This is a genomic window from Aliinostoc maniaoense (assembly GCF_058172895.1).
In genome coordinates, this window is sequence record NZ_CP187952.1 from 5633170 (window position 1) to 5648865 (window position 15696).

12 protein-coding genes are annotated in these 15696 nt (G+C 39.8%); 6 read left to right on the forward strand and 6 right to left on the reverse strand.

Annotation, left to right across the window (positions count from 1 at the left end):
* Positions 1 to 184: 184 nt before the first annotated feature.
* From ACPZ3T_RS24615 to ACPZ3T_RS24625, 3 genes are all read left to right on the forward strand, one after another.
* Entirely contained in the window at positions 185 to 940 is a 756-nt protein-coding gene (locus tag ACPZ3T_RS24615; RefSeq protein WP_490272064.1) for a hypothetical protein, read from the forward strand.
* A 374-nt stretch (positions 941 to 1314) separates the two neighbouring features.
* Positions 1315 to 2625: an efflux RND transporter periplasmic adaptor subunit gene (locus ACPZ3T_RS24620; protein ID WP_490272065.1), complete on the forward strand. Its 1311-nt coding sequence runs from the start codon at positions 1315 to 1317 to the stop codon at positions 2623 to 2625.
* 206 nt (positions 2626 to 2831) lie between these two features.
* Positions 2832 to 3005 carry an alpha/beta hydrolase gene (locus ACPZ3T_RS24625; RefSeq protein WP_490272066.1) on the forward strand — a complete coding sequence of 58 codons (174 nt, stop codon included), beginning with the start codon at positions 2832 to 2834 and terminating at the stop codon, positions 3003 to 3005.
* Here the strand turns inward: ACPZ3T_RS24625 and adhE are convergent.
* The 6 genes from adhE to ACPZ3T_RS24655 form a co-directional block, all read right to left on the reverse strand.
* The gene (gene adhE / locus ACPZ3T_RS24630) at positions 2960 to 5635 is read right to left on the reverse strand and encodes a bifunctional acetaldehyde-CoA/alcohol dehydrogenase (RefSeq protein WP_490272067.1); all 2676 of its coding nucleotides are present in this window, start codon (positions 5633 to 5635) and stop codon (positions 2960 to 2962) included. The two genes, ACPZ3T_RS24625 and adhE, sit on opposite strands and share 46 nt — an antisense overlap.
* 228 nt (positions 5636 to 5863) lie before the next feature.
* Entirely contained in the window at positions 5864 to 6667 is an 804-nt protein-coding gene (gene pflA, locus ACPZ3T_RS24635; protein WP_490272068.1) for a pyruvate formate-lyase-activating protein, read from the reverse strand.
* Positions 6668 to 6890: 223 nt separating this feature from the next.
* Positions 6891 to 7223 carry a glycine radical domain-containing protein gene (locus ACPZ3T_RS24640; RefSeq protein WP_490277361.1) on the reverse strand — a complete coding sequence of 111 codons (333 nt, stop codon included), beginning with the start codon at positions 7221 to 7223 and terminating at the stop codon, positions 6891 to 6893.
* A 42-nt stretch (positions 7224 to 7265) separates the two neighbouring features.
* The gene (gene pflB, locus ACPZ3T_RS24645) at positions 7266 to 9188 is read right to left on the reverse strand and encodes a formate C-acetyltransferase (protein ID WP_490272069.1); all 1923 of its coding nucleotides are present in this window, start codon (positions 9186 to 9188) and stop codon (positions 7266 to 7268) included.
* An 86-nt stretch (positions 9189 to 9274) separates the two neighbouring features.
* Positions 9275 to 10756 carry a bifunctional metallophosphatase/5'-nucleotidase gene (locus ACPZ3T_RS24650; protein WP_490272070.1) on the reverse strand — a complete coding sequence of 494 codons (1482 nt, stop codon included), beginning with the start codon at positions 10754 to 10756 and terminating at the stop codon, positions 9275 to 9277.
* 269 nt (positions 10757 to 11025) lie between these two features.
* Positions 11026 to 11976, reverse strand: coding sequence for an RpoD/SigA family RNA polymerase sigma factor (locus tag ACPZ3T_RS24655; RefSeq protein ID WP_490272071.1), 951 nt, complete (start codon positions 11974 to 11976; stop codon positions 11026 to 11028).
* 271 nt (positions 11977 to 12247) lie between these two features.
* On the opposite strand from ACPZ3T_RS24655, the gene ACPZ3T_RS24660 reads away from it, so the two are divergent.
* From ACPZ3T_RS24660 to ACPZ3T_RS24670, 3 genes are all read left to right on the forward strand, one after another.
* Entirely contained in the window at positions 12248 to 12820 is a 573-nt protein-coding gene (locus ACPZ3T_RS24660) for a RidA family protein (RefSeq protein WP_490272072.1), read from the forward strand.
* Between the two features lie 153 nt (positions 12821 to 12973).
* Positions 12974 to 13441, forward strand: coding sequence for a GNAT family N-acetyltransferase (locus ACPZ3T_RS24665; protein WP_490272073.1), 468 nt, complete (start codon positions 12974 to 12976; stop codon positions 13439 to 13441).
* Positions 13442 to 13632: 191 nt separating this feature from the next.
* Positions 13633 to 15492, forward strand: coding sequence for a response regulator (locus ACPZ3T_RS24670; protein WP_490272074.1), 1860 nt, complete (start codon positions 13633 to 13635; stop codon positions 15490 to 15492).
* Positions 15493 to 15696 lie beyond the last annotated feature (204 nt).

Consider the following 15696-nt stretch of genomic DNA (forward strand, 5'->3'; position numbering starts at 1 on the left):
TTAATAGTAGAAAAATGTAATTCTAATTATTTAATATTAATTGTATAAAATTCTACAAATATTGAGTTAATTCAGGTTTTGCAAGTATCAAAGGGTTGATGCTTATATTTGGTAATTCCTCGCATAATGAGCGGGTAAATATTTCATGCTCACTTAGCAATTATTTACCTCTAGGAATAAAATAATGTTCACTAATATTATCCTGAAATCAATCATTGTTGCCAGTGGTGCAGTGCTTAGTATTTCTACAAATTTAACACCTGCAAACGCTCTAATTCGTAATACTGGATTTGAAGATAATTTCAATAGTTGGTTAACAACAAATACGACTGAAGATGAGAAGAATCGCATTTTGGTTGTTCCCTCCACAGATTTAGGTAATAGTCCAGCACAAGGTAATGCTGCTGTGATGATCTCTAAAGGAACATCACCTAATTCTTTGCAAATTTTTTTGGGTTTAACAGATAACTTCTTACAAGATAATCAGGTGCGTGGAGGTTCTGCTATCAAACAAACATTCACAGTTAACGCTGGAGATATATTAAGTTTTGACTGGAACTTTCTGAGTAATGATTTAACAGAAAATGACTTTGCTTTTGTCAAGATAGGAGATACGGTAAAACTATTGAGCAGTGCTTTAGAATCTAACTTAAAACCCATCTCCTTTAATTTACCTTCTTCTTTTGGTAATGAAGAAACATTCCCTTTTCAACAAGAAACTACCTGGGATAAATTTTCACATATTTTTAATGCTACAGGAGAAACTAACTTGGCATTTGGGGTATTTAATGTAGGTAATAATGGTGAACCGCGATTATCAGGCTTATTGCTTGATAATATTACAATTGCTTCCGTTCCTGAACCAGCCTCTCTTTTGAGTTTGTTAATATTTGGTACTTTTACTGCTGGTTTATATCAACTGGAACGTAAAAAGCAGTAGTTAAAAATCGAAAATTTGTTAGCTATGATGATAGTGTAATTTATTACACTGTAAAAATTTGCTGAATTACTGAAGGCATCAAGCATCATTGATGCTTTTTTTTCTGCTGTTAATCATGAACAATTAAATTAGTTTTTTCGAGCCAAAATATTCTTTCTCCGCTATTAAATCAAAAATCAGAAAAAGCGATCGCTTGAGTGTACACTATCTTTGATCATGAGCCTTAAGACAGATTAGAGAATAGCCATAAGACAGTATATTTGGGTGAGATAGCACAAAATGGGTTAAAAATCCTCATGCTAAATAGGTAAAATCAATCACAATTCTTTGCAGATCAATTTTCGTTAACTTGTTTTGTAGGTTTGCTGTCAGCTATGTCATCCCCTGAATCTCAAACTGATTTTCCCGACAATCTTCCCCAACCATCCTATGAGTCATCCTCAGTAAATTGGCGGAAACTGCGGTTATTGATAGCAGCTATACTGTTGTTAGTCGGTGGAATAGCCGCAGCCTGGAGATTATTAAGTCCAATTAATCAAGCACCAGCAGCCAATAGCCAATCATCAGGGGTAAGAGTCAAAGTATCGCCAGTACAAGTAGGCATAATTGAAGACAGTACAGACTTTGTAGCCAGCTTAGAATCCCGGCTCTCAATCAAGCTGCAACCGAGAAGCCAAGGGCAAGTTACTCAAATATACGTCAAATCAGGAGATGCGATCGCCGCCGGTTCTCCTGTCATGCAAATCGACCCCAGGCAGCAACCAACTGCATTTCTGGGTAACGATGCCGCCATGAATGTAGTCAAAGTCCAGCTAGCAAACGCTTACACCACCCTCAGATCCTTAGAGACAGAAAGATTATCTAAACTAGCTGATTTACGTTTAAATCAGCAGGAATATGAAAGATATGCCAGTTTAGCCAACGAAGGGGCAGTATCTCGACAAAGCAAAGAGCAAGCAGCCAATCGAGTCTCTATAGCTACGGCTAGTCTTAAAGCCTTAGAATCAAGGATTCAAGCTCAAAAAGCCACCATCGCCCAAGCCCAAGCAACTTGGCAGCAAGCTCAGACAAATACTGCTCAACAACAGCCACTACAAAGCTACAGAATTACTGCTCCTCTTTCTGGTACAGTGGGCAATATTTCCGTAAAATTAGGCGATTTTGTCACCACATCCACACAATTAACTACCATCAGTCAAAACCAACCCTTAGAAGTTAATATCTCCGTTCCCCTAGAACGCGCCTCCCAACTACGCAAGGGAATGCCAGTAGAGATTATGAACCCCCAAGGGCAAGTTTTAGGTACAAGTCGGGTATTTTTCATTGCTCCTAACGCTACCAACGACACCCAAACCATCCTGATTAAAGCCATATACCCTAACTCTAATCATCAACTGAGAGCCGACCAACTCATCAGAGCCAGAGTCATTTGGAGTCAGCGTCCAGGGGTATTAATTCCTACTACAGCCGTATCACGCATAGCCGGTAACACCTTTGTCTATGTCGCCCAAACAGAAACATCAGCAGCAGGCTCTCAATTAGTCGCCCGTCAAAAACGAGTGCAATTAGGCGATATCCGCCGCAATCATTACCAAGTCCTCTCAGGATTACAACCACAGGATAAAATCATCGTTTCCGGCTTGCTAAATCTTCAAGATGGGGTATTGATTGTTCCTGATTCTTAGGGAAGGTAGGGGGCAGGGGAGCAGGGGAGCAGGGGGGCAGGGGTAGACAAGGGGGACAAGGTAGACAAGGTAGACAAGGGGCAATACAGTTCAGTTAAGAAAATAGTTTGTAGTGAGGACTTTAGTCCTCATCTAAGGACTGAAGTCCTTACTACGAACTCTTCCTTACTTCACAAACCCCAGATTTTAGCCCTAACTGAACCGTATTGAGACAAGGGGGACAAGGAAGACAAGCTAGAGATTTTATTGCCCCATGCCCCATGCCCAATTACGAATTACGAATTACGAATTACGAATTACGAATTACGAATTACGAATTACGAATTACGAATTATCAACAACTAACCTTTTCTGAAAACATTGCTGCATCACCGTTATGATACAGTGCTGCATTGAGGCGACAACCTTGATAAGCTAAGACATATAACTCTTTCAAGTCGTTCATCAGGGGATAACGTGGGTTTGCTCCTGTGCATTGATCGTCAAATGCTTGTTCTGCCATTTCTTCTACCTTGGCATAAAACTCTTTGTCTTCGTCTCCTAAAGCTTGTTTAATTGTCGCAGGAATATCAATTTCTCGTTTGAGATTTTCAATTGCTGCAATTAATAATTCTACTTTTTCATCGGCGTTGTTCCCACCTAAGTGCAGGTGATCAGCTATTAAAGCATATCTGTCTTTGGCGTTGGGATATCTGTACTGAGGGAAAATTGCTTGTTTGAAGGGAACATCAGTGGCGTTGTAGCGGATGACGTGGGAAATCATCAAGGCGTTGGCGAGTCCGTGGGGAACGTGGAAGGTTGCACCGAGTTTGTGCGCCATTGAGTGACATATCCCTAAGAAGGCATTGGCAAAGGCCATGCCTGCAATTGTGGCAGCATAATGAACTTTTTCCCGTGCTTTCGGGTCATTGACACCATTTTTGTAAGCACTGGGTAAATATTTAAACAATAACCTAATTGCTTGTAGTGCTAAACCATCGGTAAATTCACTTGCCATTACGGATACGTAGGATTCTAAGGCATGAGTTAAAGCATCAATCCCACCGTATGCTGTGAGTTTTTTGGGCATATTTGAAGTTAGTTCCGGGTCTGCGATCGCAATATTCGGAGTTAGGGCATAATCTGCTAAGGGGTATTTCACTCCTACTCTGTCATCTGTCACCACAGCAAAGGGTGTGACTTCTGAACCTGTTCCCGAAGTGGTGGGAATGGCTACCATGATGGCTTTTTGTCCTAAAGGTGGTAATTCATAAACCCGCTTGCGAATATCCATAAACCGCATCGCCAAGCCTTCAAATTCCACATCGGGATGTTCATACATCAACCACATGACTTTGGCTGCATCCATTGGCGAACCACCACCAATGGCAATAATCACATCTGGTTGATAGTTTCTGAGTAAAGCTAATCCTTTATTGACATTGGATAATGTGGGATCAGGTTCAACGTCGTGAAATACGTCATGTTTTACGCCAATTTCGTCTAAGACTTGGGTAACTTTATCGACGATTCCTAAATCAAATAATGGTTTATCTGTAACAATAAAAGCCCGTTCTTTACCTATTAAATCTCGTAACGCTACAGGCAAACACCCATATTTGAAATATATTTTGGGTGGGACGCGAAACCATAACATATTTTGGCGACGTTGCGAAACCGTTTTAATATTAACTAGGTGATGAGGTGTCACATTATCAGAAACAGTATTACCTCCCCAAGTTCCACAACCTAATGTTAAAGATGGGTCAAGTTTAAAGTTGTATAAATCACCAATCGCGCCTTGAGAAGATGGGGTATTAATCAAAACACGCCCAGTTTTCATCTTATTCTCAAAGTAAGCAATATCATCAAGATTGGCAGGATTTGTATACAATACTGATGTATGTCCTAGTCCTCCAAATTCCACTAATTTTTCAGCTTGATCTACAGCTTCATGGAAACTAGAGGCGCGATACATCGCCAAAATGGGGGATAATTTCTCATAAGCAAAAGGTTCAGTTTCTCCTACTGTTTCCACTTCGCCAATTAAGACTTTATAGATTTTTGGTGTTTGAGTAGAATCGTCATTATTTGGTAGTGAAATTCCAGCCAACTTAGCTAAATTCGCCACTGATTGTCCCACAATCGCCGCATTTAATCTGCCCTCTTTTAAAATTACACTACCCAGCTTTTGTTTTTCCTCAGCATTGAGAAAATAAGCACCACGACTGATAAATTCTTGTTTGACTTTATCGTAAATATCATCAACCACAACAACAGATTGTTCCGAAGCGCAAATCATGCCATTGTCAAAGGTTTTACTTAATAAAATCGAACTGACAGCAGTTTGAATATGTGCGCTACTATCAATAACGGCTGGAGTATTACCAGCACCAACACCTAATGAGGGATTACCAGAAGAATAAGCAGCACGCACCATTCCCGGCCCGCCAGTCGCTAAAATTAATTTAATTTCTGGATGCTGCATTAAAGCCTTAGATAACTCTACAGTTGGCTCATCAATCCAACCAATAATATCTGCTGGCGCACCTGCGGCTATTGCAGCTTTGAGGATAATTTTTGCTGCTTCTACAGTGCATTTTTTCGATTTAGGATGGGGTGAGAAAATAATGGCGTTGCGCGTTTTTAATGCAATTAACGCTTTAAAAATTGTTGTAGCGGTGGGATTAGTTACCGGGACAATTCCGGCAACAATTCCTACAGGTTCAGAGATTTTTTGAATCCCAAATGTATGGTCTTCTTCGATAATTCCGCAGGTTTTTTCATGTTTATATTTATTGTAGATAAATTCCGAAGCAAAGTGATTTTTAATCACCTTATCTTCTATGATTCCCATACCTGTTTCTGTAACTGCCAATTTCGCTAAGGGAATCCGTTCTGCATTCGCTGCTAATGCTGCTTTTTTAAAGATAATATCAACTTGTTCTTGAGAGTAATTTGCATATTTTGCTTGTGCAAGTTTTACTCGTTGTACAAGTAATTCTAATTCTTCAATATTGGTCACTTGCATATTTTTATCCTTATGTAAGTAGTAACGCAACAAAAACTTTGGGGAAGGTGCTGATTGTAATTGGTTATGACTGCTTTTGTTTGATGTAAGTAAGTCGGCGAGAAAAAAAACTACATTAAGTGATGTAAAATTTAATTGAATTAGCTTGTAGTAAGGGCTTTAGCCCTTAAGAGAGGACTAAAGTCCCTACTACAAACCTTGAATTATTCACGCCGTTCTACTTATTGTTTAAATCGCAAATATTTCTCGACTACGAAAGATATCTAACGCTGTTTGTATTTGTTCTGGAGTTGGTGGGGGAGTATCTCTCAACAGATATTCAAATCCTAATTCTTGCCATTTATATTCGCCCATTTTATGAAATGGCAAAACTTCTACTCTTTCAACATTATTGAATGGGGCAATAAAATCAGCGATACCAGCAATATTATCTGGGTTATCTGTAAGACCTGGAACTAGAACAAATCTAATCCAAGTAGGTTGATTAATTGCATGGAGATATTTAGCAAAAGCCAGTGATGGTTCGATATTGCAACCTGTAACTTTAGTGTAAGTCGCTGGGTGAAATGATTTAATATCCAGTAAGACTAAATCTACAAATTCCACTACAGATTTAGCAGAAGCTAAGTTACAAAAGCCAGAAGTATTTAACGCTGTATGAATACCTAATTCTCGACAACGTTGAAAAATTTCTCGGACAAATCCAGGTTGCATTAGTGGTTCTCCACCACTGATGGTGACACCTCCACCAGAAGATTTCATATAAGAGGTGTACTTCTGAATTTCTTGTACTAGTTCATCAACGCTGACTTGTTTACCATTTTCCAGGTAGCGAGAATCAACGTTGCTGCAATACAAGCAACGTAGTGGACAACCAGAGGTGAAAATTAAAAATCGAATACCAGGCCCGTCAACTGTTCCACAACTTTCTACTGAGTGTATATAACCAGAAGTAATTTTTTCTGGAATTATGTGATGATTTTCTAGTGTGTCATGTGCGATTGGCAAAGTTGGGCATTTAAGATTGTGCATGAATGTTACCTAATTTGACATCACCCATCAACCTGGCTTTTGTCTTTCACTATGATTTATAGATAATAAATGTGAGGAACTTGTGGGGATACAATGCTTTATGTAATTAATTTCAAAAATTAAATTTGCTGAGGGATGATCCCTGTTAGATGTTGATCTAAATAAATCATGAAAGACGCGATTTATCGCGTCTCTACAAGTGGGGTTTGGGATGATCTAAAATTTAAAATCGTTCGTGGAATGTCCGCTTGATTACGTCTAGTTGTTGTTCTCGCGTTAATTTAATAAAGTTGACGGCGTAACCGGAAACTCTAATGGTTAGCTGGGGATATAACTCTGGATGTTCCATTGCATCAACTAACATTTCCCGCTTCAAGACGTTAACATTAATTTGATGTCCGCCATCATGGAAATAACCATCCAACATTCCGACAAGGTTGTTGATTTGGTCAACTTCTAATTTACCTAAAGCGGATGGTACAACTGAGAAGGTGTTAGAAATCCCATCTTGTGCGTATTCGTAGGGAATTTTTGCTACTGATTCTAACGAAGCGATCGCGCCTTTACTATAGTAAAGGCGCGATCCGCTTCGTTAGAATCAGTAGCAAAAATTCCCTACGAATACCGCACAAGATTCGGTACCTTTCTTACCGTAGACAACGTTTGATGTAATAGTTAATACTGATTGTGTAGCTGTGGCTTGGCGATAAGTGGGATGTTGACGCAGTTCGTTCATAAATTTAGTTACTAAATCGACTGCGATTTCATCAACTCGATTGTCGTTGTTACCATATTTGGGAAAATCGCCGCTAATTTCATAATCAATGGCTAATCCGGCTTCGTTACGTAGAACTTTGACTTTTGCATATTTAATTGCTGATAACGCATCTGTGACTACCGATAAACCTGCAATCCCGCAAGCCATTGTGCGGAAAATATCACGGTCATGTAATGCCATTTCAATGCGTTCGTAGCAGTATTTATCGTGCATATAATGGATGACGTTGAGAGTGTTGATATAGGCTTTCGCTAACCACGCCATCATGATTTCTAGCTGATCCCACACCTGTTGATAATCTAGGTATTCATCGGTGATAGGTGCAATTGGGGTTGCAACTTGTTCGCCAGATTTTTCATCTTTACCGCCGTTAATCGCATACAGCAAGCACTTAGCTAGATTGACTCGCGCACCAAAAAACTGCATTTGCTTACCGATTCGCATAGCGGAAACGCAACAGGCGATCGCATAATCATCTCCCCAGTATCCACGCATCAAATCGTCGTTTTCATACTGGATAGAGCTAGTATTAATTGAAACTTTCGCACAAAACCGTTTAAAGTTCTCTGGTAAGCTTTCCGACCACAACACGGTTAAATTTGGCTCTGGTGCTGCGCCTAAATTATACAAAGTGTTCAGAATACGGAAACTATTTTTAGTAACTAAAGGTCTACCATCTTCACCCACACCACCAACACATTCTGTCACCCAAGTGGGATCACCAGAAAAAAGTTGATTGTAATCGGGTGTCCGCAAAAATCTGACCATGCGTAATTTCATCACAAAATGGTCAATGAGTTCTTGCAATTCCGACTCGGTGATTTTTCCTTGTTGTAAGTCCCGTTCAAAGTAGATATCCAAAAATGTAGAAACTCGTCCCAAGGACATCGCCGCACCGTTTTGTTCTTTGACGGCTGCCAGATAGCCAAAATATAGCCACTGCACAGCTTCTTTTGCTGTCGCTGCGGGTTGACTAATATCACACCCATAATTTGCAGCCATTGTCTTGAGTTCAAACAGTGCTTTAATTTGCTCGGAAATTTCTTCCCGTAGGCGAATTGTCTCTTCGTCGATGACATCTAATTCTAAAGATATGAGTTGTGCTTTTTTGTCTTCAATCAGAGCATCAACACCATACAACGCCACTCGCCGATAATCCCCAATAATTCTGCCGCGTCCGTAAGCATCTGGTAAGCCGGTGATAATCCCATAGTGCCGACATAAACGCATTTCACGGGTATAGGCATCAAATACCCCATCATTATGGGTTTTGCGGTATTTGGTAAATATCTCTGCGGTTTGGGGATCGATTTCGTAACCGTAAGCTTTTAAGGAATCTTTGACAACCCGAATCCCCCCTAACGGCATGATGGCACGTTTTAAGGGTTTGTCAGTTTGCAATCCTACTATTTGTTCTAGTTCGCGGTTGATATAACCCGGTTGATGGGAGGTAATTGTGGAAACAACTTTTGTATCTGTATCGAGAATACCTTGTTCGCGCTCAAGTGCCATTAAGTCTTGGACTTGCTTCCAGAGTGCTTGAGTTGTTGCAGTTGCACCTGTTAGAAAAGAGTTATCACCAGTGTAAAGGGTGTAATTTTTTTGGATGAAGTCACGGACGTTGATTTCTTCTATCCATTTGCCAGTGTTGAAGCCTTGCCATTGTGCTAACATCTGAGATTCTCCCCAGTTGATGAAGCTGATGATGGACTGCGGTATCTTGCTTGGGATAACGTAGCACATTTGACTTTGATGTTAACCCAGCTTTTAGTTTGTCAATCCTTGTGGATACGGCAAGATATGCAATTGAGAAGGGTTTTGAGCAAAAATTAAAGTTTTTTTAATTGGTCAATCATCACAAAACGAATATCCCGTTTTTCACCAATGAGTTTAATTCCTGGTTGTTGAAGATTTAAAAAGTTTAATCCTATTTCTTTACCACTGATTAAGAAATCATTAATAGCAATCCTGTAAGTTCGTTTGCGGTCAAGAGGTTGGCCTTGAATCAACCAAATTTTAGAATTTGCGATTTGACTAACTTTAGCTGTTTGCAAATAACCACCAGTACCTTGATTAGCTTGTCCTTGATCTAATACTCTTTGCAACAACTCACCAGTGATTTCTACTGCTACAACTTTACCGCCAAAAGGTAGTATGCGAATCACATCATATTGGTTAATAGTACCTGGGGGAATTACATCATCAATCCGAATTGAACCGCTATTAAAAATCGCTAAATCTGCGTTAGGTACTTCCTGTAACATAGCCTCGGCAATTAACTGCGTTAGTTTTGTAGGTTGGTTACGGACGCTAGATTCTAAACCATCTAAAGCAAATGTTAATTCTGCAATTTTTTGCTTTGGCTCAAAACCATTGGCACGAAATGCTTGATAACCTCGTTCTAGCCATTGTTTGATGATGTTTGCAGTTTTTGGTTCGTCAGGAATTTGATCAGTAATTGGTATTAAGCGGGAGTTAATTTCGAGATTTCTTTTGATAGTATCGTAACTCAATTGATGCACGTAAACTGTACGGGCATTAGCATCGGCTTTAAAAATTGGTGTAAAATCCCGACCCCGCCATTGCTGGATATTTTCATGCTCATGACCACCAAGAATAATGTCGATTTCTGGTACAGTTTCGGCTAGTTTGCGGTCATCTTGAATAGATAAATGGGTGAGCGCAACTATGATGTCAACTTTTCCCTTGAGTGCTTTGACTTGCTGTTGGGCTGCTGCTATGGGATCAATATAACTGACGTACTCAGGCTGATTACTATTGAGGGTGACACCAATTAATCCTACCCTGACTAAAGCTCCGCGATCGCCTTTGACATTGAATACTATCGAGCGAGGAACACCTATAAAGGGTTTACCTGTATTATCTGAGACATTACTTGACACCCAACGAAACCGAGATTCTTTTAGTCTTTGATAAAAGAGGTTTTTTGGTAAGTCAAATTCATGATTGCCAAAAGTTCCATAGTCCAACCCCATAGCGTTCATCACCGCTACTATTTGCTGGCCAGCTAAAGGTATACCGTTAATTTTGGCTGTTCCTAAAGCCGAAGGACTTAAAACGTCTCCAGCTAATACAGTGTAGGTGCGGGGGTTGGTTTGATAAAGTTGCTGTCGGAGGGTAGCCACACGAGCTAAACCCCCACGAGTTCCCCCCTCCACTGGCGTAATTTCGTAGACATCATTCAGTTGTAACAAGTTAATATTCACGATTTCTGCAAATGCAGGCAAAGGTAAAGTTAGTGTCGCTAATACTAGTAAAGTTACACCCCACCCTTGATAAATAAGTTTCATATTTCGCTGCCAATACTCTCATTTTACGGGATTGATTTTATACCAGTTTTCTCAAATCCGTCCACAAATTCCCACAATTTAAGCCCTGAAATATTTTGCAATTTCAGGGCTGAGGTTATATTTGAATTGCTCTTATACCATTTCTTGATGTAGCTTGCCTGGCGTAGCCATAGATGCACTTTATTCTGTACTGTAGAGACGTTGGGTGCAACGTCTCTACATCATTTATTTGGCGCAACTTTATAGAGAATTGCTCTTAAAGATTCACCTTAAGAAAAAAGATACTGTCCTATAGATGGTTGTTGACGGCGCAAGGTTGTAATTGCTTGCTGCTGGATTTGCCTGACTCGTTCTCGACTGACATTCAGCTTTTCCCCAATTTGGGCTAAACTGCGTTCTTGATTATCTAAGAGTCCAAAGCGCAAAATTAAGACTTCGCGCTGTACAGGTTTGAGTGATGCTAATAAATCACTTAAATCTTGGCGTAACATTTCTTGGGTAATCTGTTCATTCGGTGAAGTCCCTTCATCCGCTAGCAATTCACTCAGTTCTGTATCTTGATTATCTCCCACCTTTAAATCTAGAGAAATGGTGCTACTAGCAGCAGAGAGATATTCTCGAACTTGTTTAGGTTCTAAGTCCAATTTCTCGGCAATTTCGGCTACAGTGGCACGACGACCGAGTGTCTGAAACAATTCTCGCTGGACTTTTTTAATTTGATTGAGTTTTTCATTCACATGAATCGGTAGCCTGACTGTTCGGGATTTTTCTGCGATCGCTCTTGTAATTGCTTGACTAATCCACCAATATATGTATGTAGATAATTTATAACCTCGGTTGGGATCAAATTTTTCTATACCTCTTTGTAAACCAATTGCTCCTTCTTGCACCAAATCCAAAAATTCCAAATTCTGACGCTGATATTTTTTCGCAACCGAAACTACAAGTCTCAAGTTGGCTGTCACCATCTTTTGTTTAGCTCGTTGACCAATCTGAAGTATTTGATTGATTTCTGTTTCGCTTTTATTTACAAACTGCGCTAATTCTGCTAGGGTTGGTTCTCGTTGCAATTCTTCACTAAGCTGCTGCTTGTGCTGCTCAATGGCAATCATTTGTTGTACTTGCCTGCCATAAGTTATTTCTTGGTCTGATGTTAATAAAGGGAACTGACCAATTTCTTGCAAATAAACGCGAACCATATCAGAACTCAGGCTAGACATACAACTTTAACTACTCTCCATAACCAGACGAACTTAAAAGTATAAATCAAATAGCCCTATATATGTTCTAAAAATTCGTAATCTCATCAGTTAACAAGACCGATGGAATATTTTTGAATTGCAAGTCTCCTAGCAGTGGCATATATTAATTTTATGAATCTTGCGTAAACATACATAATAAAAGTGTTTTTACTAGTGTTTTTTTATTCAAATTGCTCAGATAATAAAATTAAGCATTGGCTAAAATAAACCACTCATATAGGGACTTGTAATGAACCAACGCATCACTACCACTGTCAATTCATTAGTATCAAAATTCTCAAGACGAAATGCTCTTTTATGGCTTGGGGGCGGTGGGATAGCTACAAGCTTAGTAGTAGCAGGGCAAGATCAAGCAAATGCTCAAAATAACAAAGATGTGGAGTTGATAAATCCCCCAAATCTCTACGACGCAACCCGAAATGGTTATAGTCATATTGCTGTAACACCACCAAGAACAAGAACCGTCTATATTTCTGGTCAATTTGGCTCAGACTTACAAGGTAATCTTGTTTCTAGTGAATTTGAGCCACAGTTAATACAGGCTTTTCAAAACCTCCGCTTCGCCTTAAATGCTGTTGGTGCAAAACCAGAAGATGTACTCAAAACTACTGTTTTAATAGTTGATCATACTCAAGAAAAATTGATCCCGTTAGGACGTGAAATTACCAATTTGTGGGGTTTTAAACCTCCCGCAAATACCCTGATACCCGTTCCTAGACTGGCATTAGATGGTATGTTGTTTGAGATTGATGCTTATGCAGTAATTCCAGAACAACCTAACCGTAGACTGTTCCCCAGATAAATTTTTCTGAAAAAATACATCAATGTTGACTGTTAACTGTTAAGTGTTGACAGTCATCATGAGTTGCGCTGCCATCCACGAAACTTGGCAGCGCATTTAGTATTTATGGCAATATCAGGAATATTTAATTTCCCAGATCAACAAACATAAACCATGATTCGACCGACCACACCCGATGACACAAACGCACTCATCACCATAGCTGAAGCGATTGGCTTCCAGTCCAACGAACTTGAGCTTCTCAGCAAAATGCTAGCTGATTACTTCAGTGACGACAGCAACACTGATCATTTCTGGCTCACCGACGATGACAATGAGCCGGTTGGGGTTGCATATTGCCAAGCGGAACAAATGACTAATCAAACCTGGAATCTCCAACTTATCGCCATTCGACCTGATCGGCAAGGACAAGGACGGGGTACAAAACTGCTGCGTTACGTTGAACAAACATTAAGTGTGCGCGGTGGGCGTATGCTGCTGGTGGAAACATCAGGGTTGCCAAGTTTCCAACGCACACGGGCGTTCTACGCAAAGTGCGGCTATGAGGAGGAAGCGCGCATCCGTGACTTCTACACGCTGGGCGACGATAAAATTGTGTTCCGCAAAGTATTAAATCATTGACACTCCTCAGCCGTCATGTTGAGGATTCTTGCTTCATCCGTCCTCCCTAGAAACCTGAATATAAAATATTCAAATTTCCCCAGTAATTGCTCCCCTGCTCTCTTGTTGATAGCTAGTTGACTTATGCTAACTTTAATTAGTTAAATACATTAAATTTAAGTAATATTTTATACTAAAAGTCCGAATATAACATGAAAATTCTCTTGATAGAAGATGATGAAAATACAATTTCTTTACTTTTAGAAGCACTTTCAACTTTTAACTACCAAATAGAAATAGCCAAAGATGGACAAACTGGCCTGGAGTTAGCAAAAGCATTTAATTATGACTTGCTAATTTTAGATGTGATGCTGCCTATACTAGATGGAATTAAAGTCTGTCGCCAACTCCGAAGGGACAAGTATCAAAGCCCCATTCTCATGCTGACTAGCAAGGAAGACACCAGTATGCGGGTTATTGGTTTAGAAGCTGGCGCAGACGACTATATTGTCAAGCCTTTTGATATATCAGAACTCATTGCCCGTATTCGGGCATTACTGCGGCGTAGCAGAGCTATTTTAACAACAGTTTTAACCTGGGAAAATTTACGACTAGATACCAATACTAAAGAAGTCAGTTATGCACACAAGCGTTTGCACCTAACTCCTAAAGAGTATGGTTTACTAGAAACTTTTCTGCAAAATCCCCACAGAATATTTAGTAGAAGTGTATTGCTAGACAGAATTTGGGCATCTGGGGAATTTCCCGGAGAAGAAGCTGTGACAACCCAAATTAAAGGTTTACGTCAGAAACTCAAAGCCATAGGCATGACTGTAGATTTAATTGAAACAGTTTATGGTTTAGGTTATCGGCTCAAACAAGAAGAACAATCGACAGCCCAAACTCCCACAAATTCCAATTGTGATTTAGTCGAACAACATCAAGCCAAAAGTAATATCATGGCGATGATAGCAGAGATGCGGGAAGAATTGCACGAAACCTTGAGAGAAAAATTTACGATATTAGAATTGGCCATTGTTCAATTAGCAAATGTCAACCCACAAGACGACATCATTCAACAAGCCCAGCGAGAAGCTCACCGTTTAGCCGGCTCTTTGGGGTGCTATGGTTACTCCGAAAGTTCAAAAATAGCACGGAATATTGAACATTTGTTAGAACAACAAACTGTGTCACCCCAAGATAAATCTGTACAGATGGCAAAGTTTGTCAAGTTACTCAAACAAACATTGCAGCAACAACCATTTTCACCTGTCAACCCTCAGCTTTCTCAGATAACATCACCCCGACTACTAATTATTGACGATGATACGGTTTTAACTGAACGACTGCAACTAGAAGCAGGAGTTTGGGATTTTCAAGTAGATGTAGCTGCAAACCCCAAAATAGCCAGAACTCTACTAGCCTTCAATTCCCCAGATGTCGTTTTATTAGATTTATCCTTTGCCGATGACAATGAGAGTGGTTTAACCTTCCTTGCCGAACTGACTCGAAATCAACCTGAAATTCCTATATTAGTTTTTACGAGCAACAACCAATTATCTAACCGCATAGAGGCTGCCCGTTTAGGAGCGCATAGCTTCCTACACAAAACCATGTCTGCAAGTGAAGTATTGGGTGCTGCCAACACAGCACTCCATCAAAGTACTATTAATAACACTAAAATTCTGATTGTAGATGATGATATAACAACATTGAATCAGGTTAGTAGTATACTATCACCTTGGGGGCTACAAGTAACAACATTATCAAACCCTCGAAAATTCTGGGAGGTATTGGAATCGACTAGACCTGAACTATTGATTTTAGATATCGAAATGCCCTATTTTAATGGGATAGAAGTATGCCAAGCAGTACGTAATGACCATGTGTGGAGTCCATTGCCTGTGCTGTTCCTTTCCGCTCACGAGGATATAGAAATCTTGTATAAAGTTTATGCAGTGGGAGGTGATGACTACATCAGAAAGCCAATTGTAGAACCAGAATTGATCTCTCGTGTGTTAAATCGACTAGAACGATCATTGCTCAGACAGAAATTAGGACATCAACATTAGAGACTAGAATTATCATTTTCCACAAATTGCCCTAAATTCAAATTTTATAAGCACTTTGTTACATTTTTTTATGAGCTACCTGTAGTGATGCAGCACTTTCCGGTGTAATGATGTACACTATTGGCGGGCAATATGCCCACTCCACAAGAGTTTTGTTATTATAATTTGTACGTCATAGCAATGAAATCTGCTATATGTTATAGC

Bases quoted from the DNA above. Each gene is read 5' to 3' on its own strand.
- ACPZ3T_RS24615 (WP_490272064.1), top strand. From the start codon at position 185: ATGTTCACTAATATTATCCTGAAATCAATCATTGTTGCCAGTGGTGCA.
- ACPZ3T_RS24620 (WP_490272065.1), top strand. From the start codon at position 1,315: ATGTCATCCCCTGAATCTCAAACTGATTTTCCCGACAATCTTCCCCAA.
- adhE (WP_490272067.1), bottom strand. From the start codon at position 5,635: ATGCAAGTGACCAATATTGAAGAATTAGAATTACTTGTACAACGAGTA.
- pflA (WP_490272068.1), bottom strand. From the start codon at position 6,667: ATGCACAATCTTAAATGCCCAACTTTGCCAATCGCACATGACACACTA.
- pflB (WP_490272069.1), bottom strand. From the start codon at position 9,188: ATGTGCTACGTTATCCCAAGCAAGATACCGCAGTCCATCATCAGCTTC.
- ACPZ3T_RS24650 (WP_490272070.1), bottom strand. From the start codon at position 10,756: ATGAAACTTATTTATCAAGGGTGGGGTGTAACTTTACTAGTATTAGCG.
- ACPZ3T_RS24655 (WP_490272071.1), bottom strand. From the start codon at position 11,976: ATGTCTAGCCTGAGTTCTGATATGGTTCGCGTTTATTTGCAAGAAATT.
- ACPZ3T_RS24660 (WP_490272072.1), top strand. From the start codon at position 12,248: ATGAACCAACGCATCACTACCACTGTCAATTCATTAGTATCAAAATTC.
- ACPZ3T_RS24665 (WP_490272073.1), top strand. From the start codon at position 12,974: ATGATTCGACCGACCACACCCGATGACACAAACGCACTCATCACCATA.
- ACPZ3T_RS24670 (WP_490272074.1), top strand. From the start codon at position 13,633: ATGAAAATTCTCTTGATAGAAGATGATGAAAATACAATTTCTTTACTT.